At 42.8% G+C, this 21,018-nt stretch carries 16 protein-coding genes; 9 read left to right on the forward strand and 7 right to left on the reverse strand.

The window, feature by feature from the left end; genetic code table 11:
- Positions 1–63 precede the first annotated feature (63 nt).
- Complete coding sequence (locus tag R2Q80_RS04125) at positions 64–1,701, forward strand: ATP-binding protein (RefSeq protein ID WP_316798370.1); 1,638 nt, start codon at positions 64–66, stop codon at positions 1,699–1,701.
- Here R2Q80_RS04125 and R2Q80_RS04130 read toward each other — a convergent pair.
- The gene (locus R2Q80_RS04130; RefSeq protein WP_316798371.1) at positions 1,698–2,189 is read right to left on the reverse strand and encodes a MarR family transcriptional regulator; all 492 of its coding nucleotides are present in this window, start codon (positions 2,187–2,189) and stop codon (positions 1,698–1,700) included. The genes R2Q80_RS04125 and R2Q80_RS04130 overlap by 4 nt on opposite strands.
- Positions 2,190–2,198: 9 nt before the next feature.
- Positions 2,199–2,699 (reverse strand): GNAT family N-acetyltransferase, encoded by a 501-nt coding sequence (locus R2Q80_RS04135; RefSeq protein ID WP_316798372.1) that lies wholly within the window; start codon positions 2,697–2,699, stop codon positions 2,199–2,201.
- Between the two features lie 168 nt (positions 2,700–2,867).
- On the opposite strand from R2Q80_RS04135, the gene R2Q80_RS04140 reads away from it, so the two are divergent.
- Both R2Q80_RS04140 and R2Q80_RS04145 read left to right on the forward strand, forming a co-directional pair.
- Positions 2,868–4,202 carry a putative sensor domain DACNV-containing protein gene (locus R2Q80_RS04140; RefSeq protein ID WP_316798373.1) on the forward strand — a complete coding sequence of 445 codons (1,335 nt, stop codon included), beginning with the start codon at positions 2,868–2,870 and terminating at the stop codon, positions 4,200–4,202.
- Between the two features lie 108 nt (positions 4,203–4,310).
- Positions 4,311–6,308, forward strand: a complete 1,998-nt coding sequence (locus R2Q80_RS04145; protein ID WP_316798374.1) for an ATP-binding protein — start codon at positions 4,311–4,313, stop codon at positions 6,306–6,308.
- 52 nt (positions 6,309–6,360) lie between these two features.
- Here the strand turns inward: R2Q80_RS04145 and R2Q80_RS04150 are convergent, their stop codons facing one another.
- Positions 6,361–7,182 carry a universal stress protein gene (locus tag R2Q80_RS04150; protein ID WP_316798375.1) on the reverse strand — a complete coding sequence of 274 codons (822 nt, stop codon included), beginning with the start codon at positions 7,180–7,182 and terminating at the stop codon, positions 6,361–6,363.
- 23 nt (positions 7,183–7,205) lie between these two features.
- Positions 7,206–8,624: an inorganic phosphate transporter gene (locus tag R2Q80_RS04155; protein ID WP_316798376.1), complete on the reverse strand. Its 1,419-nt coding sequence runs from the start codon at positions 8,622–8,624 to the stop codon at positions 7,206–7,208.
- A 171-nt stretch (positions 8,625–8,795) separates the two neighbouring features.
- Between R2Q80_RS04155 and R2Q80_RS04160 the strand changes: the two genes are divergently transcribed.
- Positions 8,796–9,362, forward strand: a complete 567-nt coding sequence (locus tag R2Q80_RS04160; RefSeq protein ID WP_316798377.1) for a Crp/Fnr family transcriptional regulator — start codon at positions 8,796–8,798, stop codon at positions 9,360–9,362.
- A 73-nt stretch (positions 9,363–9,435) separates the two neighbouring features.
- Here R2Q80_RS04160 and R2Q80_RS04165 read toward each other — a convergent pair whose 3' ends face one another.
- Together R2Q80_RS04165 and R2Q80_RS04170 are read right to left on the reverse strand one after the other, a co-directional pair.
- Positions 9,436–10,107 carry a type 1 glutamine amidotransferase domain-containing protein gene (locus R2Q80_RS04165; RefSeq protein WP_316798378.1) on the reverse strand — a complete coding sequence of 224 codons (672 nt, stop codon included), beginning with the start codon at positions 10,105–10,107 and terminating at the stop codon, positions 9,436–9,438.
- 11 nt (positions 10,108–10,118) lie between these two features.
- Positions 10,119–10,409: a putative quinol monooxygenase gene (locus R2Q80_RS04170; RefSeq protein WP_047797292.1), complete on the reverse strand. Its 291-nt coding sequence runs from the start codon at positions 10,407–10,409 to the stop codon at positions 10,119–10,121.
- Between the two features lie 186 nt (positions 10,410–10,595).
- Between R2Q80_RS04170 and R2Q80_RS04175 the strand changes: the two genes are divergently transcribed.
- The 3 genes from R2Q80_RS04175 to R2Q80_RS04185 are packed head-to-tail and all read left to right on the forward strand — an operon-like array spanning position 10,596 to position 12,070.
- On the forward strand, positions 10,596–10,757 hold the full coding sequence (locus R2Q80_RS04175) for a hypothetical protein (RefSeq protein ID WP_316798379.1): 162 nt from the start codon (positions 10,596–10,598) through the stop codon (positions 10,755–10,757).
- A 17-nt stretch (positions 10,758–10,774) separates the two neighbouring features.
- A complete protein-coding gene (locus R2Q80_RS04180; RefSeq protein ID WP_316798380.1) occupies positions 10,775–11,692 on the forward strand; it encodes an AraC family transcriptional regulator in 918 nt (305 codons plus the stop codon).
- A 39-nt stretch (positions 11,693–11,731) separates the two neighbouring features.
- A complete protein-coding gene (locus R2Q80_RS04185; protein ID WP_316798381.1) occupies positions 11,732–12,070 on the forward strand; it encodes a YybH family protein in 339 nt (112 codons plus the stop codon).
- Here R2Q80_RS04185 and R2Q80_RS04190 read toward each other — a convergent pair.
- Complete coding sequence (locus tag R2Q80_RS04190) at positions 12,067–16,140, reverse strand: two-component regulator propeller domain-containing protein (RefSeq protein ID WP_316798382.1); 4,074 nt, start codon at positions 16,138–16,140, stop codon at positions 12,067–12,069. The two genes, R2Q80_RS04185 and R2Q80_RS04190, sit on opposite strands and share 4 nt — an antisense overlap.
- A gap of 175 nt (positions 16,141–16,315) precedes the next feature.
- On the opposite strand from R2Q80_RS04190, the gene R2Q80_RS04195 reads away from it, so the two are divergent.
- Positions 16,316–19,300 (forward strand): TonB-dependent receptor, encoded by a 2,985-nt coding sequence (locus R2Q80_RS04195; protein ID WP_316798383.1) that lies wholly within the window; start codon positions 16,316–16,318, stop codon positions 19,298–19,300.
- Between the two features lies 1 nt (position 19,301).
- A complete protein-coding gene (locus R2Q80_RS04200; RefSeq protein WP_316798384.1) occupies positions 19,302–20,936 on the forward strand; it encodes a RagB/SusD family nutrient uptake outer membrane protein in 1,635 nt (544 codons plus the stop codon).
- The last annotated feature ends 82 nt before the right edge of the window (positions 20,937–21,018 follow it).

The following is a 21,018-nucleotide window of genomic DNA, read 5'->3' on the forward strand; positions in this document are numbered from 1 at the left end:
AAGGAATGGAATATTTTATTGAAGATTGTTTAATTTGGTATCTTTACGAAAAATAATTATTGCTTGAATAACGATAAAATCTATCCATCTTCAACAGCTGAAGATCTTCTAAAAATACTATTTCATTCGATAGAAGGAATTGTGGTTTACACATCTTCAGAACTCCACATTGGCTATGTGAATGATGCCATGCTGAAGTTATGGAGAAAAGATATTAGCATCGTTGGTCAGAAACTGATTGATGCCGCACCCGAATTTGCTGAATTTATTCCTATACTTAATCAGGTATGGCAAACGGGCCAAACCTATCAGGCCAAGGGTGTTTTAGCCAACATCGATATTGATGGGGTTTTGACTCCAACGCCATTTGATTTTGCTTATCATCCTGTTTTGGGAGATGATCGAGATACCAAAGCGATCATCAATTCTGCTACCGATGTTTCGGAGCGCTTAATGATTGAGAAACAACTGGAAGCAAAACACCGGGGGGAAGAGCAGGCGCGCCTCAAAATCAATATCCTCAATCAAGACCTTCAGGCGATCAATGAAGAATACCAGGCTACCAATGAGGAGCTTCAGGTGACAATGGAAGAAGTGGCCGCCCTGAATGAGGAGTACCGTACCGTGAATGAGCAGCTTAATGCCATGAATGAGAGACTTCAGGAGAATGAGCACACCCTGTCACTGGCACTGGAGGCGGGCAATCTGGGGATTTACGATCTTGAGCTGAGTAGCGGAAGAATGGAATGCAGTGAACAATGTAAACTGAATTTCGGCCGTCCGGTTGACAGGCGCTTCGATTTTTCAGATTTATTTGAGACTATTTTGCCTGAGTACCGGGAAATGGTGCGCAGGAAGGTTGCAGATTCCATTGAAAAGAACACCCTTTATAATGCGCAATATCAGATCGAGCGCCCAGATGGCAGTATTCACTGGATTCAGGCTAATGGTAGTCCGAAATACGATGCCAATGGCACAGCGATCCGAATGGTAGGGGTTACCCAGCTGATTACCGAAAAGAAAAATTATGATCTTCGTAAGGATGAATTCTTATCAGTTGCCAGTCATGAACTTAAAACGCCACTCACCGCACTGAAAGGGAATCTGCAGATGCTGGAGCGGATGAGAGACAGAATTAAGGATGAAGCCGTATTGAAGCTATTAAATGCTTCTTTGAAGAGTATGAACAAGGTGGATGGAATGGTTGGCGACCTTCTGGAAGCGGGGAAATATTCAGAAAGCGGCCTCAGTCTTAAGAAAACATCTTTTGATCTTGCCGAGACCCTTGAGGAATGTTATGTACACCTTACCGCTGAACAGAGAATAAAACTTAATGTTGAGGCAGAAAAGGCCATCATCGAAGCCGATGAGAAAAGAATTTGTCAGGTAATCATTAATTTCCTCAATAATGCTTACAAGTATGCCGGACAAAGTGAAAAAATCACGTTGAAAGTAGCGGATTTGGGGCAAGAGGTGAGGGTTTCTGTAATCGACCAGGGTGTAGGTATACCACCTGAAAAAATACTTCATCTCTTTGACCGGTTCTGGCAGTCGGGAGACAAGACCCGTAGTTCGCAGGGGCTCGGATTAGGACTTTACATTAGTGCAGAAATTATCCGCAGGCATGGTGGGCAGATCGGTGCCGACAGTGAGTTGGGTAATGGAACTACATTTTGGTTTACCTTACCAAAAGTTGGTTAGTGCGCAGTAGTGGTGGACTTCATCAGACCCTTTGCCCTTTCAAAGAAACTCTTTTCCGCTAATTGTTGCTCCACTTCAACGATAGCTTTCATCAGGTTGTTTTGTGTGTTTGTGAGTTCGGTCATTGCAGAGGTGATAATGCCCCAAACGGGCTGCATCTGTTCAACCAGTTTTTTCCCTTTAACCGACAATTGCACCAATCGTTTGCGTTCATCATTTTTATCCTTTTTGGATGAGATTAGCTTTTCCTTTTCCAATTCTTTTAACAACGTAATCGTAGAGGGATGGGAATAACCGATTTCTGTAGCCAGTTCTACCACGCCTAATAACGGTTTTAAGTGCAGTGTATAAATTACCGGGAACCACTTAGGCTCGAAGGTGATCCCGTTCGCTTTGTAAATCAGAAAGCCATCCTTCCTAATCTGTTCGCTCAGGCGTTGTAACCTGGTGGAAATCGCCAGCAGGCCTGATTCGTCGATTACATTCATGAAATTATTTTAAGCACTCAAATGTAAATGATAAAATTTATTATCCGCCATCATCCTTGGGAAATAGCTGGGTAGCTCAGCTGCATCGATCTCATTAAAACTGTTTTTTTCGTAAAACCGGTGTGCTGCTTTGAGCATATCCACTGTACCCAGGTAAATGTCTGTGATATTTTTTTCAGTACAAAATGCCACTAGCGTTTCCAGCAAAAGCTGGGCAATGCTGTATTCTTTACCCCTGAATTCTTTTTTAACAAACATTTTGCGAAGCGCACCTGCCTGGTGTCCGATGTTGAGCAAGGCTATTGTACCCACCAGTTCGCCGTTTATTTTTACACCCCAGAAATTACCGCCTCCCTGGTGGTAGTTCGATTCGATATCGAGCAGGTCGGGCTGCCCTTCTATAGTAATGGGCACATTAAATTCAATTTGTTGGATCGGTAAGATCAGGTCGATAATCGTTTTGCAATCTTCATTCAGCAAAGGGGCAACAGTTAAATTCATAGTGTTCATATGCGCTCAATTAATTTATGTTCAAATATACGTAGTTGACTACGTAAATACAATGGTGGTTTTGAAATAAATATTGAGGAAGGGATAGGTAACAATTGGTAATCACTTAATTATTTCGAAAGCAAAACCTTTGCTTTGGCTGGTTGTTTATCATTAAATTCATTCGATTTGGAAAATTCCCGTCCACAGGACCTTGCTGTACTGGTCCAAAATAAGCTGAGGTTAAATAGAAGCAGGGTGCCAGTTCCTGAACTGAGTGTTCTGGAGGCACTGTTTGATTGTTTGTTTTATTCGAGCATGTGCAAGGAGGAAAGTGATTTGATAAAAGTAACCGTTACTTTTATTGATCCGGAGAATCCTGATCCAAAACCACCGGGCTTTATTGTTCCGGAAAGGTGGAGCTGTGTGGCTTTTCAAAAGCCGATTGCAATGAATACCAAAGCGCTCGCCAAGCTTTCGAAGGCTGCTGATCCTTCCAGCTCGTCGCTGGCTGTATATTACAATGAAAAAGGGGGGCTGTATATCTGGGGCATGATCGATCAGGCCATGCACTACCAGAATTTCCTTAATTATGAATCAGATACCGACTCTGAACAACCCGGCCTTTTTCAGGTTGCGGTGAGCGATATTGGTACACTTCACGTATTTTTCGATTATGAACTACTGGCTACCCTGAAGCAGAATGTGCTGGTAAAGCGCTATCTGGATGTTTTAACTATTGGGCCGATATCAAAGATGCTGAAACGGAATGCGGAGTTTTTGAAGGTAGCTGTACACCAATATCTGGATGAATTTCATCCTAAGGAAAAATATCAGGACTGGGAAGAATACCTGGATGGGCTATGGATCCAAACCTTTTCCAGACTTTTACTGAAGATTCAGAATTATCAGCACGGTGGGGCCATCCTGATTGCGGATGATAGTGCTGATCTGGATATTAAATACCAGATTCGCTATGAGCGGCTTACACTTGCCATGATTGCCCATGCTAAATCGGCAATTGATAACTTCGTTTCAGAAAATACCATTGAGGGCCAGTTTCAGTCGGGGAAAAGTTCGATTAGCAGAAAACTTTACCAGTGGGAGTCGCAGGCTCTGAGCGAAAAGAAAGGAACCGCAGATGAAATTAAAGGTTCAATCAGTTTTATTGCTTCGCAAACCTGTGTGGATGGAGTGGTACTTTTTGATCGCAATATGATTACCAATGGCTTCGGCGCGGTACTGCGTGCGAAAGGGATGCCCAAAAAAATCTATGTTTCCTCAACAGCTACCGCTACGCTAAAATCACTTGTACCATATGACCCAAAGCATTATGGCACTAGGCACCGCTCAATGATTGCCTATTGCTGGAAACATCCGAATTGTCTTGGCCTGGTGATATCGCAGGATGGCGATATCAGGGTATTCTCAAAAATTGAAGACAAGCTGATTATGTGGGAGAATATCAAAACCCAGCAGTATCTGACGAACCGCTCGCAGCGACAGAAAGGTGCTTTGATTTAGTGTGTTATAGCTCTATTAAAGTCGAGACGGATTAATCCTTCGAAAAATGGCTTCCTCATCAATATTTTTCTTACTTTTCCGTTTAAAAATAATATCTGAATTGATCTTATGAGTAAACCATCTGGCAAGCCACATTCAACTTCTACAAACGATGAACGTTTTAAAGCTTTACTAAAAGCGACATCCGACATCGTGTATAGTCTGAATCCTGACTGGAGCATCATGCATGAGCTGGATGGAAGGGGCTTTCTGCTGTATGCAAACAAGCCGACAACAGAATGGAAAACCAGAAATGTTTACCATGAAGACCTTGAGATGGTAGAGGCTGCAATAGCATACGCCATTGCAAACAAAAGTATTTTTCAGCTCGAGCATCGGGTGAACCGTGCAGATGGAGGAATCGGTTGGACATTTTCCCGTGCAGTGCCCATTTTTGATAGTGAAGGCGAGATTACGGAGTGGTTTGGTTTAGCGTCGGATATTACCGAACGAAAATTAGCTGAACAATCTCTTGCGCAATCAAGGGAAATTCTTGAGCAGCAAAAGCGCACTTATGAAACCATCACTTCGGGTACCCCTGATTTAATGTATGTTTTTGATTTGAACTACCGCTTCACGTATGCCAATACGGCCCTGCTCAACATGTGGGGAAAAACCTGGGATGAGGCCATTGGAAAGGGACTTATTGAAAATGGGTACGAGCCTTGGCATGCCGAAATGCACGAGCGTGAAATCGACAGCATCAGGGAAACAGGTATTAGTATAAGGGGTGAAGTTGCATTTCCGCATGCTACCCTGGGCAGGAGGCTTTATGATTATATATTAAATCCTGTATTTAATGAAAGTGGAGAGGTGATCGCCGTATCCGGAACCACGAGGGATGTTACAGAAAGAGACCAGTGGGAGCAGCGGCTGAAGGAAGGTGCAGAAAGACTGCAGGCGATGAATGAAGAGTTTGCTGCTATAAATGAGGAACTCACCTCATCCAATGAACAGATTCTGGCAACCAACGAAGATCTCACCGCTGCAAATGAAGCACTTCTGGGTGCAAAATATACCATTGAGGAAAGTAAACACGCTCTTCGCCTGGCTATTGATGCTGCGAATTTCGGAACCTGGTATATTCACTCTGTCACCCGGGAATTTATAACCGATGCGCGCTTAAAAGAGCTGCTTGGATATTATCCTGATGAACCGCTTTCTATTGAGCAGGCTATCGCACAAATTACCGATGAATACAGGGATTATGTGTCGCAAAAATTCGAAAACGCCATTTATAATAAAGGCGACTATGACGTTACCTATACCGTTGTAGGCTTACATGATCAGAGATTACGCTGGCTCCGGGCTATTGGCAACCTCAAGGCCGACCCCTCCGGTGCTTTTTCAGCTTTTACGGGTGTGGTGATGGATATTACAGAGCAAAAAATGGAGGATATCCGGAAAAATGATTTCATGGGTATGGTGAGCCATGAGTTAAAAACACCGTTAACCTCACTATCGGCCTACCTGCAGTTGCTTGATATGCGTTCTCAGGAGAATACGGACCAGGTTAGCCGTCGGGCAATATCACAGTCGGTAAAACAAACCAAACGCATGACTGATATGATCAACGGTTTCCTTGATTTTTCGAGACTGGAAGCTGCTAAACTTAAAGTCAGCCGTTCTGATTTCGACATTGCCCATCTGATTAAGGATGCGCAGGAAGAAGTAACCATGCTTTACAGCACCCATAAGTTTATTTTTGAGCCAGTTGAAAGCCGCATGATTAATGCCGACAAGGGTAAACTGGGGCAGGTGATTGCAAATTTAATTGGGAATGCCGTCAAATACTCTGCACCTGATTCGATGATTCAGGTTTCGTGTATTTCTAATCAGGATGAGGTAAAAGTTAGTGTGAAGGATCAGGGAATCGGTATCAGGAATGAAGAACTTCCAAAATTATTTGAACGCTTTTATCGCGTAGATAACAATAACCTGATCTCCGGTTTTGGAATAGGGCTTTATGTATCTTCAGAAATCGTTAAGCTTCATGGTGGAAAAATATGGGCTGAAAGTGTATTAGGAGAAGGTTCTGTATTTACTTTTACTATTCCATTAAAATAGAAGCGCATTTAAAGTATTAAATATTCCACGCGTTTTAAATGATTTGCTGATACTAATCATGCAACACTAAGATGGCCTTGACAGATTTGTTTAAAACCTTATTTACTGTACTACTGGTAAACAGCCTGTAAATAATGTTGTGATGATGTTTTACCAGACATAAAATGTCGGTATGGTTCTGCTCAATAAAATCCATAATGCCGTTAGGGGCACTGTTGTGCCGGATATAATTGAAGTCAATTTGGGTGTGTGGTAGGAGTGTCCGGATGCTGTGCTCACCGGTTTGAATGTGTTGCTCGTCAGATTTTTCTGCTACATAAAGCACCTGCATTCTTTTGCTGCCCGAAGCCTTGAGCATTTCGTTGAGCGCAATCACGTCTTTGTGTGATAGTCTGGTTTCGTAGTCGGTTGCAAGTGTAATTACTGGTTCGGAAGGAAAAACACTCTCTATCGGCACAATTAGGGTTGGTATTCTCATTTTAGAAACCACCATACTGGCATTACTTCCAACAATGCCGGCAATACCTGTGGCGCCTGTTATACCCATAATTAGCAATTCTACCGGATTCGATTTCATATATTCAAGTATCACCGATCTCAGGAAACCCACCTCACAGCTTGTGGATATATTAATCTCTGTGAGCTCTTGTTCTTCACGGATATGGTTTGCCCAGGCTTCGAGCGCATTCCGTTTATTCTGGTAATATGATTCGATAAAAATGGCGTTGTAAGTACTGTTATTGATGCCTTCTGTCGGATGAATGGCATGGATAGCGGCAACATCCATTCTCAATACCCTGGCCATTGAAAGGGCATAGGCAAATGCATTGGCTGCACTTTTCGAAAAGTCGGTGGCAACAAGTATTTGTTTCATGGCTCGTTTGTTATAAAATCAGGTTAGATAAAAAGATGGAACAACATAAATAACAAGATAGCAAGAATGATGGACACAGGGAGCGTAAGCACCCAGGCGAGGCCAATATTTTTCAAAGTATTATTGTTTAGATTGTCTTTTCCTCCCGAAGCCACCATAGCACCGGCAATGCCGCTTGAGAGTACGTGGGTAGTACTCACAGGTAAGCCGAAGGCTGTACTCAGGCCAATGGTTGAGGCTGCTACAATTTCAGAGGTCGCCCCCTGTGCATAATTCAGGTGCTCATTGCCAATTTTCTCGCCAATGGTAACTACAATTCGTTTCCAACCGATCATGGTGCCGAGCCCAAGAGAAATGGAAATTGTTAGGATTACCCATAATGGGGAAAAATCTACCAGTTTCGAAAGCTCATCTTTATTGCTGCTGAGGTTCCGGTGATCTTCTGCAGAAATAACAAGTGTTTTATCGTCTTCAACTATTTTGATTGCAGCTATTACGGCTTCAATCTGTTTTCTGAATTTATAGGTGTTTTCTTTATCTGTCTCGCTCTTCAACAGGAGATGTTTTTTCGTTTGTTCTATCTTAGAAGTGAAAGCGGCGACATTGACAGATTTAGCATGATTTAGAACGGCTATTTTCTGGATAATCTGTTCAGTGCTGTTCAAATCACGCATAACCTTATCCTCTTGAATGTGGTGATTTACGGCAAACCTGGCCGGCAGGAAAGCAATCAGGATGAGCATGAAAAGACCAACACCCTTCTGCCCATCGTTGCTGCCGTGGAAAAAGCTCACCAGTGTACAGGTGGTGATTAATAAGCCTCTGATCAGCAGCGGTGGACGATCATTTTCGCCATGCGGGATGTGAAAAAGCGCATGGTATTTAATGATATGCTTTAAAAAATACATCAGTAAAACAGCCAGTCCGAATCCGATGATCGGTGAAAGGATGAGTGATAGTCCAATTTCTTCCGCTTTACCCCAATTCACGCCATTGCCACCATAATACCAGGTGAAAGCTAGTCCGGCGCCGATCATGGCACCGATCATGGTATGGGAGCTGGAACAGGGAATGCCCAGATACCAGGTTCCAAGGTTCCATGCAATAGAGGCCAGCAAGACAGCCAGTACCATGCTAGCCCCTACACCTACCGGCAGGTTCATTAGCGCATCAAGTGGTACGAGTTTCAGAATGCCCATCGCAACAGCGATACCTCCCGTGAAAACGCCAATGAAATTCCAGAAACCCGACCAGGGAATAGCAATAACCGGTTTCATGGCTTTGGTGTAGATCACCGTAGCTACTGCATTAGCGGTATCGTGAAAGCCGTTTACAAATTCGAAGGCCACTACAGCCAGCAGGCACACTAAAAAAATGATGGTAAGCGGAATACTCAGGTGGGTTTCGCCGATAAAGGGTAGCACTACATTAGCTGGATGCATATCAAATGTGGAATCGTTAAATAGAAGAATTGCGACTCAATCAAATAACCACATAAATCAGTTCACTTTCCGGATACAACCTGTTAAGTTATTGTTAAGTTTTTTCGTCAAATTGCAATTGGATACGGCTCCCCTGAATTCGCTATCTTTGCCCATCAGAACCCGTACTATATGTCTTCACAGGATATTTTGAAAAATCACCTTACCAAAACCATTGAGCTTACTGATGTAGAGTTTGACTACTTTTATTCACACTTTAAACCACTGTCGTTTAGAAAAGGCCAGACAATTATCAACGTTGGCGACAGGGTGGATTGTGAGTATTTTGTACTGGATGGGTGTTTGAAGACCTTTTACATTAATGATGATCAGAAAATGTTTATCCTGCAGTTTGCGATGGAAACATGGTGGGCCTCGGATTACAATGCTTTATATAATGGAGAGGCTGCAACAGTGAACCTTGATTGTGTTACTGATGCGCGGGTATTATGCCTGAGCAGTGAGGATAGGGAGAAGATGTGCAAAGAAATTTACCCTTTGGAATATTTCTTTCGATGGCGTTCCAATAGAGGTTACGTAGCCTCGCAGAAAAGATTGTTATCGTTCATGAATAACGATGCCAAAACCCGTTATGAAGAGCTACTGGCCATGTACCCGCAACTTTATAATATTGTCCCTAAACAACTGATTGCAGCCTACCTTGGCGTATCGAGGGAAACACTCAGCCGGTTGTATTAAACGCTGCCGATTGCAGGTAAAGGCTGTATCATTTTTTATTTAGTGATACAGCCTTTTTATCTGGTGACTAATATTATGCTTCTAAAATTTCAATTACCTTTAGCGCTGTACCACGTGCAGATGCCGGATTTTGACCGGTAACCAGATTTCCATCTGCAATGCTGTTATCCGACCATGGGCTTGCCGCATGAAACCTGCCACCTTGTTCAGTAAGCGCACTTTCCAGCAGGAACGGAACATCTTCTTTTGCATAGTGATTTTCTTCTTCATCGGTAAAAGAGGTGATGTTTTTGTCCTTTACCAGATAGGTGCCATCGCTAAGTGTTACATTTAATAATGAAACCGGCCCGTGACATACTGCGCCAACTACGGCGCCTCTTTCGTAGGTTTCTGCAATCACTTTTTTCAACAGCGCATCTTCGGGCATGTCTACCATCGGCGCTAAACCACCAGGAACAAAAATCGCATCATAAATACTGGCATCTACATCAGCTAGTCTGGTGTTGTGCTGCATTTTTTCCCAGCCGCCTTCCTGCAGAAATCTGGCATTCGATTCTTCGTCCTTTGCCTCCATATTATCAAGAGCTGGTACCGCACCGGTGATGCTGGCAAAGTCGATCTGGTAGCCGGCGTCATCAAATGCTACATAGGGGTGGGCTACTTCATCAAGAAATACACCTGTTTTTCTGTTTTTTGGTCCAATTAACTTTGCATTGGAAACAATGATTAATATTCTTTTTGACATGATATTTTGAGTTAGAAAAGTTTTTTTAAGATGTTTACCTCGCGGACTTCCAGATGTGGAATAATCTTTTGAAATACAATTTGCTGATAGTGATCTGAGCTTTTATGCAACTCTACAGCATCACTATCTACATAGCGCTCGTGCAGGATGAGTTCGTTATTGTTTTCTGCAGACTGGTAGATATGGTAAGAAATATTACCTGGCTCGTTTCTGGTTTTTTCAACCAGTTCTTCCAGCAGGTTTAAAATTGCCGGAGTTTCGCTCTCTTTGATTCTCCATTTTACGATGAGTTCTTTTTCCATTTTATTTTTCTTTTAATATTGAATTTATACGGTTGTTTTGAGGGCACACACAGCAATGAATCTCTGCGAGGTGCCTTCGTTTTGTTGACAGTTCAAAAGTGAGGCTTATAGAAAAGAAAAGCAGGTGATGTAGGTCACATTCAAAAATGTTGCAGACGAATGTGACATAAGTCACACCCGCTCAAAATGGATACACCTTCCGTGGGTCTGGATACAGTTTATGTTTTGTACTGTCCCATCTTTGGGGTATACAAAAAACATAAAACAATGAACAATATTTCAGGAAAAGTAATCATCATTACAGGCGCCAGCAGTGGGATTGGTTTAGCCACAGCAAAATTTATTTAACTTTGTGGCACCACCTTATGAAAAAGTCCATCCATACCCCCTTAGTATTTCACTCCATCGCAGCCATGAATAGTGCGCTGGGCCTGGCCGAACCTAAGCATCCGCTCATTTGCCTGAATGAATACAAGGATATCTCTGTTGATGTAACGGAATTTACCCGGGGCATTATGATGGACTTCTATAAGATTTCCTACAAAGAGCCTTCGAGTGGACGGATCAGATATGGACAGGATCACTATGATCTGAATAATGGTGGACTGTCTTTTCTTTCACCCCGCCAGCTCGTTGCAGAGGCAGACGGTGCCCTTGATTGCTCGGGTATGACCTTATTGATTCATCCTGACTTTCTAAAAGGTTATTCGCTGGCTGCCAACATCAAAAAATATGGTTTCTTCTCCTATGGAACCAATGAATCGCTTCAATTAACGGCGGAGGAGCGGGAAATGATTTTTACGCTTTTCAGGCAGATTGAAAACGAGCTCAATCAGCGGCTGGACCATTTCAGTCAGGATGTAATAATCAGTCAGATTGAACTATTGCTAAACTACAGCAACCGTTTTTATAACCGCCAGTTTTTATTTAGAAAAGTGGAACACCATACCCTGCTCGAAAAAATGGACCTGCTGTTGGAAGAACACTTCAATTTTGGAACTACTTTGGGGGAAGGATTGCCAACGGTACAGGATCTGGCAGCAAAGTTGAATGTATCTCCCAACTACCTGAGCGACCTGCTAAGGGAACTCACCGGTATGAATGCACAACAACACATACACCAGAAACTGATTGACAGGGCCAAGGAAATTCTCAGTACAACCAATCTTTCAGTGAGCCAGATTGCCTATCAACTCGGTTTTGAATACCCTCAGTCGTTCAACAAACTGTTCAAAAATAAAACCAACCTTTCTCCGCTCGAATTCAGGCATTCTTTTAATTAACCCAAGTTCCGCTAAAAGGAACTATTTATTACATCTAACATGAATATCACACATTTTATCAGTGAGTGGATTGCTGCGGGCAATTCTTTTGATACCGACAGGTATCTTGAATTTTATTTACCTGATGCCATTCTGGATGATCCCTCGGTAGGCAGGGTTTTCAGTGGACGAAAGCAAATCCAATCATACTTTGACAGCTATTTCATCGGCTATCAAACCCAAACCAGACAGGTGAATCTCACCGTCGCTGGTAATACTGCACACCTGGAAGTTGTATTTAAAGGGAGCTTCGCTGAACAGGAAATAGGCGGGACTTTTGATTTTGTGTTTGAAAATGGTAAAATTGCTACCGTGGAAGCTAATCTTATTCACGACTAAGATACTTTTTTCTTTATCGCCTGCAGGTACGCTGTTGGCGTTTGCCCGAATTCCTTCTTGAAGGCTTTTGTGAAATAAGACTGGGTTTGTATGCCGATGCGGTACATCACCTCAGTCATTAATACATCTTCCGTCTTCATAATTTCTACGGCTTTTCTAAGCCTGGCCGACCGTACAAATTCACCTATCGACTGTCCGGTAATGGTTTTGATTTTCTGATAAAGCTTGGTGCGGCTCATGCCGATTTCCCTGCACAGGTAATCAATGTCCATTTCCGGATTAATCATCTGCTCTTCAATGATGGCGAGTAGCTTCGACATGAAAACCTTATCTTTTTCTGAATGGACAAGTTCCTGAGGTGCTGTTTCCTTGTTATTCAGGTAATGGTCTTTTAGTTTCTCGCGTTGCGCCAGAATGTTTTTTACCGTAATGAGTAACAAGTCTATGTTGATGGGTTTGGTGAAATAAAGGTCTGCACCCGATGATGCCCCTTCAATTTCCGCTTCAATGCTGTTTTTAGCCGTAAGCATGAGAAAGGGGATATGACTGGTGTTGATATCATCTTTGAGCAATCTGCAAAACTCGGTACCGTTCATGCCTGGCATCATTACATCACTGATGATGAGGTTTGGCATTTCCGCCCGTGCCTGAATCAATCCGGCTTCACCATCGCTGGCTTCGATAATCCTGTAAAAGGGATTCAATGTCTCTGTCAAAAACGTCCGGAGTTCTTCGTTATCATCTACAATCAGTATTGATACATCTACATTTTCTACAGTCTGTGGAATAGATGCGGTTTGCGAAGCTTTTTCCAGTTGATAGGTAATGCTTTCCAAACGGGTACCTCCGGGCGCATGATTCGGATTAAATTGCTCGGCTAGGGTATAATCTCCCTTATTTGCCGGAATACCGATGATAATCTCCGTACCCTTATTTCTTTCGCTCGATACCTGGATTACACCTTTATGTAACAGTGTCAGGCTTTTTACAAAGGCTAAGCCAACCCCTGAGCCCAAATGGCTTTCAGTGATGCGGTAGTAACGTTCGAACAAATGCCCGATCGATTCTTTTGATATGCCAATCCCGCTATCTATTACCCTGAAGTATACGTATGACTGGCCAACATAATTGCTTTTGATGCTCAGCTGATTCTCAAAGGCCGGCGCTATGCCATTTAATGAATGGAGTATCTGAAGTTTCAATTTTCCCCCTGTTTGGGTATATTTTATGGAATTGTTGATCAGGTTCAGGATAATCTTTTCGATAACCTGCCTGTCAAACCAAACCTCAGCAGGGATGCTAACTTTTTCTACCTCGAAGGTGATCTGTTTTTCCATGGCCATCTCCGAAAATTCTTCAGCCACTTCATCGATAAACAAATTGAGGTTACCGTTAATCACATTGAGTTTGAGAGCACCTGTTGCGGCCTTTCTAAAGTCCATCAACTCGTTAATTAAGCGAAGCAGACGGTTTGCATTCCGGTGGATGGTATTGTAATAATTCACAAAGGATTCGCTGGTATCTTCCCTGAGCAGACGTTCTATCGGTCCCAGGATTAACGAAAGCGGTGTACGGAATTCGTGCGAAATATTAGTGAAAAACTGTAACTGCGTCTGGTGGATTTCCTCACGTTTCTCTTCCTCAATTTTTCTCAATTCTAATCGCCTCTTGAAGCTCAGTGCAGCATAAGCAATGTAGGCTGCAAGTGAAATGGCAATAAGTCTGAACCACCATGAGGACCAGAAAGGTGGAGCAATCACAATCCTGATGGTTTTGCCGGCTTCATTCCATACATGGTCGTTATTTGATGCCTTCACCCGAAAGGTATAAGTGCCGGGATCGAGGTTGGTATAGAAAGCCTGAGTCAGGTTTCCAATATTAATCCAGTCCTTATCTTCACCCTCTAGTTTATAGGCATAGTTGTTATTTTCACTCGATACGTAGTTTAGCGCTGCAAAACGGAAAGAAATTGATGCCTGATCGTAGTCGAGCTTAATCTCATCGGTAAAGCTGATGTCGTGATCTAAAACACTTTCCGGTGCATTGGGGATAATTTTCTGATTAAAAATCCGGAATTCGGTGATGAAAACCGGAGGGACAAATTTATTGGTTGCTATATCAGAGGGGAAGAAGGCATTAAATCCGTTCACGCCGCCGAAGAAGATTTCACCTTTTCTGGTTTGCAGGTAAGCGTTAGCCTCGAATTCTAGGCCCTGGAGGCCATCGCCGGTATTGTATTTTTTGTAAGTCTGCTTTTGGGGATTAAATTGCGTTAATCCTTTTGAAGTGGATATCCAGAAGTTTCCCAGCCTGTCTTCTGCAATTCCTTTGATAAATTCTGTTCCCAAACCCGCTTTTGTGGTATAGAGGTCGAACTTGTTTCTGGCTTTATTCAAACGGTACAATCCGGTTTGTCCAACCCACACCGTTCCTTTCCGGTCGATAAAAATAACCCTAAGATCGGGTAGTTTGCCACCCAAAAAATAATGAGTTACTAGCTGTGTGCGCAGATTATAGCAGTTCAAACCTCCGTCATCCGTGCCTATCCAAATGTTTTTATCCTGGTCTTCGGCTATAGACACCACATTGTTTCCCATGATTTTGCCGCCGTTTTTTCCGGTAGTGATGCGCCTGAACTGCCTGGTTTGTGGATCGAACAGATTTAAGCCACCATAGTAAGTGCCTATCCAGATTTGATGTTCGCTGTCTTCAAAGCTTTTCTGCACATAATCGGAAGAAATAGAATTCGGATTACTGTTGTGGGTAAAACGGGTAAAAGACCCGTCACTGTTCATGAGGTTCAATCCACCAGCCCAGGTGCCTACAAGGATGTTGCCATTGCTGGTTTGGGTAACATCAAGTACGGCATCGGCACCAATACTTTTCTGATCAAAAGGATTATACCGGTGATGCCTGAAAGTATTTGTGCCTGGCTGGTAGAGATCAAGACCTCCGCCATCTGTACCAATGTAGATGTTTCCCTGCTTATCTTCGCAGAAAGCTTTTACGTCGTTATAGCTTAAACTATTTTTATACGGTTCCTGCCGAAAAAGCCTGAATTTTTCTGCCTTTGGACTGTAGAGGTTCACACCACCACGGTGCGTACCAATCCACAGATTTTCCTGCCGGTCTGCAAATAAGGCAGATACAGTCCGTTGCGAAAGGCTGGAAATATTGCCTGGCTCATTCTCGTAATGCCGGAATGTTTCTGTAGCGGGATTGAAAAGATCCAGGCCACCGTTAATTCCGCCCAGCCATAAACGCTGATGTTGGTCAAAAGCAATCGCTCTCACCAGATCGCTGGCAATACTGTTCTTGTTTTTTTCCTGATGCTGATAAATTTTAATGCTGCCTGTAGTTAACTGATAACGGATCAGTCCGCTTTCTTCTGTCGCAAACCAAAAATCGCCGCCAGGCGATCTTTTGATACTCCGGATAACATATTTGTCTAAACCAGCAATTGCCTTAGCCCTTTTGGTTTTCAGGTTGAGGATTTGAATGCCCTGATCGGTTGCCATCCAGATATTGCCAAGTCCATCGTTAAACAGATCGTTGATGAAATCTTTTTTGCTGAGCTGGCCGGCAGTGTGATATGTAAACGGTTTAAGACCTTGTGTTTGCTGATCAACAATATTCAGTCCGCCGCCGTAGGTGCTTACAAAAATGATCTTCCCAATCTCCAGGATAGCGGTGACACTATTTTTATTGCTTTTTGTTTTATAAGTAATAAAGTTATTCTGTTCGGCATTAAACCTGTTCAGCCCGTCTGATGTTCCTGCCCAGAGGTTATGGTGCTGATCTTCGGAGATGCACCTGATGAAATTGTCGCTTAGCGAATTTCTGGATTTATCGTTTTTAAAAACCGTGAGCTGATTCCCGTCATATTTGTTTAAACCATCCCGGGTTCCAAACCACATAAATCCACGGTAATCCTGAAAGATGCATTCAACGGTACTGTTCGATAAACCGTCTTCCACACTGATGTGGCTAAACTTTAAATTCTGGGCAAAAGCTTGTCCTGCAGAAAATACAATCAAAAAAAATAAGAGGTTTTTGGTTAGTGAAGTCATCAGGTTTTTCTGGACGTTAAAGTTAAGGTTTTATTTCAGTAATAGGCGAAAAATGCTTTCAACGATCGCGTTAACGCATATTATGTTCGATAGCACAAAATAAAAGAACGATAGCACAAATGGAAAATGGAGAATTAGACTTGATTTGTAGCTACTAATTCTAACCATATTTTCTATGCACATTTTTACATCTTTTCTCAGGAGTAACAAGCGGATTTTAATGCTTTTACTCATGATTTTTACCCACGGATATCTATTTGCACAGCAGGCTACCATTAGCGGGATTGTGAAAACCGCTCCTGATAATCTGGGAATGCCGGGTGTGAGTGTTCGTTTGAAGGGTACTACAATTGCCACTTCTACGGATGCCAACGGTAAGTTTACCATCAGGGTTCCGGCGAAGGCTGGTGTACTGGAATTTTCTTCTATTGGTTTTAAAACACAGGAAATTGCAGTATCAACCACCACAACACTTACAGTAACCTTATCAGAAGACGCTGCTACACTAAATGATGTGGTTGTTGTGGGGTATGGTACAACCAGAAAGCAAGACCTGACGGGTTCTGTAGCAGTAGTAAGTGTAAAAGATTTCCAGAAGGGAAGCATCAGTACGCCCGAACAAATGTTATCGGGTAAAGTTTCAGGGGTGGCCATTACATCCAATAGCGGACAGCCGGGCAGCGGTAGTACCATCCGTATTCGCGGAGGTTCATCGCTAAATGCGAGTAACGATCCTTTATTTGTAATCGACGGCGTACCGCTGGAAAACGGTGGCGTATCCGGCGCATCAAATCCCCTAAGTTTTATCAATCCAAATGATATTGAAACTTTTACTGTATTGAAGGATGCTTCGGCAGCTGCAATTTATGGTGCCAGAGCTGCCAATGGTGTAATTATCATCACAACCAAAAAAGGTCTGGGTGATGCACTGAAAGTAAGCTTCAATTCGGTGAACTCGGTTTCCACCTTAACCAAACAGCTTGATGTTTTAAGCGCCGATGAGATCCGTTCGATTGTAAATGCAAAAGGTACAGCAGCACAGAAGGCTCAGGTTGGAACTTTCAATACCAACTGGCAGGATCTGATTTATCAGGATGGTTTTTCTACCGATAATAACATTAGCATCAGCGGGGGGATAAAAAAGCTGCCATATCGTTTATCCGTTGGTTATCAAAACCAGACTGGCGTGTTAAGAACCGATCAGCTGGAGAAAACTTCTGCAGCCATTGTATTTAATCCCAGGTTCTTTGATAATCACCTGAAGCTGGATGTAAATTTGAAGGGTAGTATGCAAAAGACACGTTTTGCAAATACTTCGGCCATTGGCGGAGCAGTGAGTTTCGATCCCACACAGGCCACTTATACCAACCGTGCTGATTATAACGGCTATTGGGAGTGGCTCGATCCCAGCACCCCAACAGGATTGGTGAATCTGGTTGGCCGGAATCCCGTAGGTTTACTGGAACAACGTGAAGACAGGGCAAAGCCGATGCGCAGTATTGGAAATATCCAGCTGGATTATAAATTCCATTTCCTTCCTGAGTTGCATGCCAACCTGAATGCTGCTTACGATGTGGCATCAGGGAAGGGTACCGTTTACGTAGATCCAAATGCTGCGGAATCTATCTTAAGCAACGGCGTTAGTAATCAATACAAACAAAACAGGAGAAATACCGTACTCGATTTTTACCTGAATTATGTTAAAGAATTTAAATCAATCAAAAGCAGGGTAGATGCAACTGCAGGTTACTCTTATAATGACTATTTAACTACACAATATTTTTTCCCGAGCTTTGATGCTTACGGAAACAAGGTGATCAATTCAGATCCGGCCTTTGCTTTCAATAAGCCGCAATACAGGTTAATATCTTACTTCGGAAGGTTGAATTACAGTTATGACGAACGTTTCTTACTTACCGGAACCATTCGGAGAGATGGTTCATCACGTTTTGGTCCGGCCTTTAAATATGGCGTATTTCCATCGGTAGCATTAGCCTGGACGGTAAAGAACGAATCCTTTTTAAAAGATATTAAAAGCATATCTGCTATGAAATTGCGTGCCAGTTATGGTATTACCGGGCAGCAGGATGGCATTGGCAACTACAGCTATATGTCTACCTATGGTTTAAGTTCATTAAATGCACAATATCAGTTTGGAAATACCTTTTATCAGATGTACCGACCAAGTGCCTATATCTCCAATATTAAATGGGAGGAAACAGCAACCCTGAATATTGGTTTAGACTTTGGATTGATGGATAACCGCATTACTGGTAGTGTGGACTTCTATAAAAAGAAAACCAGCGATTTGCTCAACCTGATCCCACAGCCAGCAGGTACCAACTTTGCAGCTAATGCCATTGTAAATGTTGGTGATATGGAGAACAAAGGGGTAGAGCTGACCTTAGGTTTTAATCCGGTGAGGGAAAACGATTTCAACTGGGATTTTAGTTTTAATGCAACTTATAATAAAAATACAATCACGAACCTCACGGTACTTCCGAATGATCCAAATTATGCTGGTTTTCCAAGCGGAACCATTGCCGGTGGGATAGGCGGACAAAATGCTTTCATAAATGCTGTTGGCGGTCCGAAAAGTACCTTTAACCTGTTCGAACAAGTTTACGATCAGAACGGAAACCCGGTTGAAGGGGTTTATGTAGACCAGAATGGGGACGGGGTGATTAATGAAAACGATTTCAAGAAAGGCAAACAGGCCGATCCGAAATTATTTCTGGGTTTCAGCAATAACCTGAGCTATAAAAAATGGAATTTATCATTCACGCTAAGGGCTAATCTGGGCAACTATGTTTACAATAACAATTATAGTCAGAGCGGTAACCTGAATCAGATTCTGGGCACCTCGGTTATTCTAAATGCCTCACCAAATTACCTGACTACAAACTTTAAAGCACAGCAGTTACTGAGTGATTACTATGTGCAGAATGCCTCATTCTTAAGGATGGATAATGTTAACCTGGGCTATGCTTTCGGCAAGATTTTGAAAACTAAAGCCAACCTGCAACTCACAGCGAGCGTACAAAACGTATTTGTAATTACCAAATATCAGGGACTGGATCCTGAGGTAGCATCAGGCGTAGATAACAACATCTATCCACGTCCACGTACTTTCTCTTTGGGCTTAAATGTTAATTTTTAAGATGATGAACAGCTTTAACAATAAATATATGAAACCACGTGTTTTACAACTATTCATGCTGCTTTGCACAGCCGCAGTTTTAAACAGCTCGTGCAATAAACTTGATCTGGTACCTACCAATGACCTCACTGCCGATAAGGTTTACACATCAGCGGCGGGTTATAAACAAGCCTTGGCAAAAGTTTATGGTGCTTTTGCACTTACCGGAAACGCTTCTGTAGGGCAGGCGGATATTCCTGCAGAAATAATTAAAGATGAAGGAAACTCTGATTTTCTTCGTTTATACTGGAATTTACAGGAGCTGACCACCGATGAGGCCGTTTGGTCGTGGCAGAATGATGCAGGTATCCAGGGTTTGCACGAACTCACCTGGGGTTCAATCAATTCAATCATTAACGGATTATATTACCGATCCTTTTTTCAGATTACGCTTTGTAACGACTTTATCAATCAGTCATCGGATGATAATTTAAGTAAAAGAGGGATTGTGGGTGCTGATGCCGATCAGGTGCGCCGTTTCAGGGCTGAAGCCCGTTTCATCAGGGCATATCAGTATGCCGTGCTGATGGACATTTATGGTAACCCGCCTATGGTAACTGAAACCACTGAAATTGGAGGCAAGGATTTGCCAAAACAAATTGCCAGGAAAGATTTGTTCAGCTATGTTGAATCAGAACTGAAGGCTATTGAAAATGATTTGGCTGCACCCAAGGCTAACGAATATGGCCGGGCCGACCGCGCGGCATCCTGGGCTTTACTTTCACGCATCTATTTAAATGCCGAAGTGTATACCGGAACAGCAAGGTACACAGATGCAATTACTTACTGCAATAAAATTACGGCTGCAGGTTATACCCTGCATGGCAATTACCGTGAGTTAACCATTGCTGATAATCATCTGAATACAGACGAGAATATATTCACCATTAATTACGATGGTACCAGCACACAGAACTATGGAGGTACAACCTATCTGATGCATGGGCCTGCAGGTGTACCTGCTGATGTTTCCGGTTCAAGCGGTAACTGGGGTGGGTTAAGAATTACGCAGCAGTTTGTAAACCTGTTCGCCGATAAAACCGGTGCAACTGACGCCCGTGCACAGTTTTATATGTCGGGACAAAACCTGGAGGTAAATGATTTATATGTATCAGCAGATGGTTATTCAAGTACAAAATTTAGAAACAAAACCCGTTCTGGTGGGCCTGCTCCGCATCAGGATGTAGCGAAGGATTTCTCTGATATCGATTTTCCTTTGTTTCGCCTTGGTGAAACCTATCTCACTTATGCAGAAGCCGTTTTGCGTGGAGGTGCCGGCGGTAGTTTAGCCACCGCCCTGGATTATGTAAATAGGTTACGTACCCGTGCTTATAATGGCAGTACGGCAGGTAACATCAACGCAACAGCCTTAACAACAGATTTTATTCTTGATGAGCGTGGACGTGAACTGTGGTATGAAGCTACGCGCAGAACTGATTTAATCCGCTTTGGTAAATTTTCTACAGCGGCTTATTTATGGGCCTGGAAAGGCGGTGTAAAAGGAGGAACAGCTGTAAACAGTAAATACAATCTGTTTCCCTTGCCACCAACAGATTTGTCCGCTAATCCAAACTTACGTCAGAATACTGGTTATTAATCTTTTGCAGGATAAGCTGCCCTGATCACATCATCAGGACATGAAGACCAGGGCAGCTTCATCATTCATGAATATAAAATTA

This window comes from Pedobacter frigidisoli, assembly GCF_032678525.1.
Classification (GTDB): domain Bacteria; phylum Bacteroidota; class Bacteroidia; order Sphingobacteriales; family Sphingobacteriaceae; genus Pedobacter; species Pedobacter frigidisoli_A.

What these genes read in the sequence shown, in the direction of transcription:
- R2Q80_RS04170 (WP_047797292.1), bottom strand. Translation starts at nt 10,409, where the DNA reads ATGGAAAAAGAACTCATCGTAAAATGGAGAATCAAAGAGAGCGAAACT.
- R2Q80_RS04135 (WP_316798372.1), bottom strand. Translation starts at nt 2,699, where the DNA reads ATGAACACTATGAATTTAACTGTTGCCCCTTTGCTGAATGAAGATTGC.
- R2Q80_RS04165 (WP_316798378.1), bottom strand. Translation starts at nt 10,107, where the DNA reads ATGTCAAAAAGAATATTAATCATTGTTTCCAATGCAAAGTTAATTGGA.
- R2Q80_RS04130 (WP_316798371.1), bottom strand. Translation starts at nt 2,189, where the DNA reads ATGAATGTAATCGACGAATCAGGCCTGCTGGCGATTTCCACCAGGTTA.
- R2Q80_RS04160 (WP_316798377.1), top strand. Translation starts at nt 8,796, where the DNA reads ATGTCTTCACAGGATATTTTGAAAAATCACCTTACCAAAACCATTGAG.
- R2Q80_RS04155 (WP_316798376.1), bottom strand. Translation starts at nt 8,624, where the DNA reads ATGCATCCAGCTAATGTAGTGCTACCCTTTATCGGCGAAACCCACCTG.
- R2Q80_RS04190 (WP_316798382.1), bottom strand. Translation starts at nt 16,140, where the DNA reads ATGACTTCACTAACCAAAAACCTCTTATTTTTTTTGATTGTATTTTCT.
- R2Q80_RS04150 (WP_316798375.1), bottom strand. Translation starts at nt 7,182, where the DNA reads ATGAAACAAATACTTGTTGCCACCGACTTTTCGAAAAGTGCAGCCAAT.
- R2Q80_RS04200 (WP_316798384.1), top strand. Translation starts at nt 19,302, where the DNA reads ATGATGAACAGCTTTAACAATAAATATATGAAACCACGTGTTTTACAA.
- R2Q80_RS04145 (WP_316798374.1), top strand. Translation starts at nt 4,311, where the DNA reads ATGAGTAAACCATCTGGCAAGCCACATTCAACTTCTACAAACGATGAA.
- R2Q80_RS04195 (WP_316798383.1), top strand. Translation starts at nt 16,316, where the DNA reads ATGCACATTTTTACATCTTTTCTCAGGAGTAACAAGCGGATTTTAATG.
- R2Q80_RS04175 (WP_316798379.1), top strand. Translation starts at nt 10,596, where the DNA reads ATGGATACACCTTCCGTGGGTCTGGATACAGTTTATGTTTTGTACTGT.
- R2Q80_RS04185 (WP_316798381.1), top strand. Translation starts at nt 11,732, where the DNA reads ATGAATATCACACATTTTATCAGTGAGTGGATTGCTGCGGGCAATTCT.
- R2Q80_RS04180 (WP_316798380.1), top strand. Translation starts at nt 10,775, where the DNA reads ATGAAAAAGTCCATCCATACCCCCTTAGTATTTCACTCCATCGCAGCC.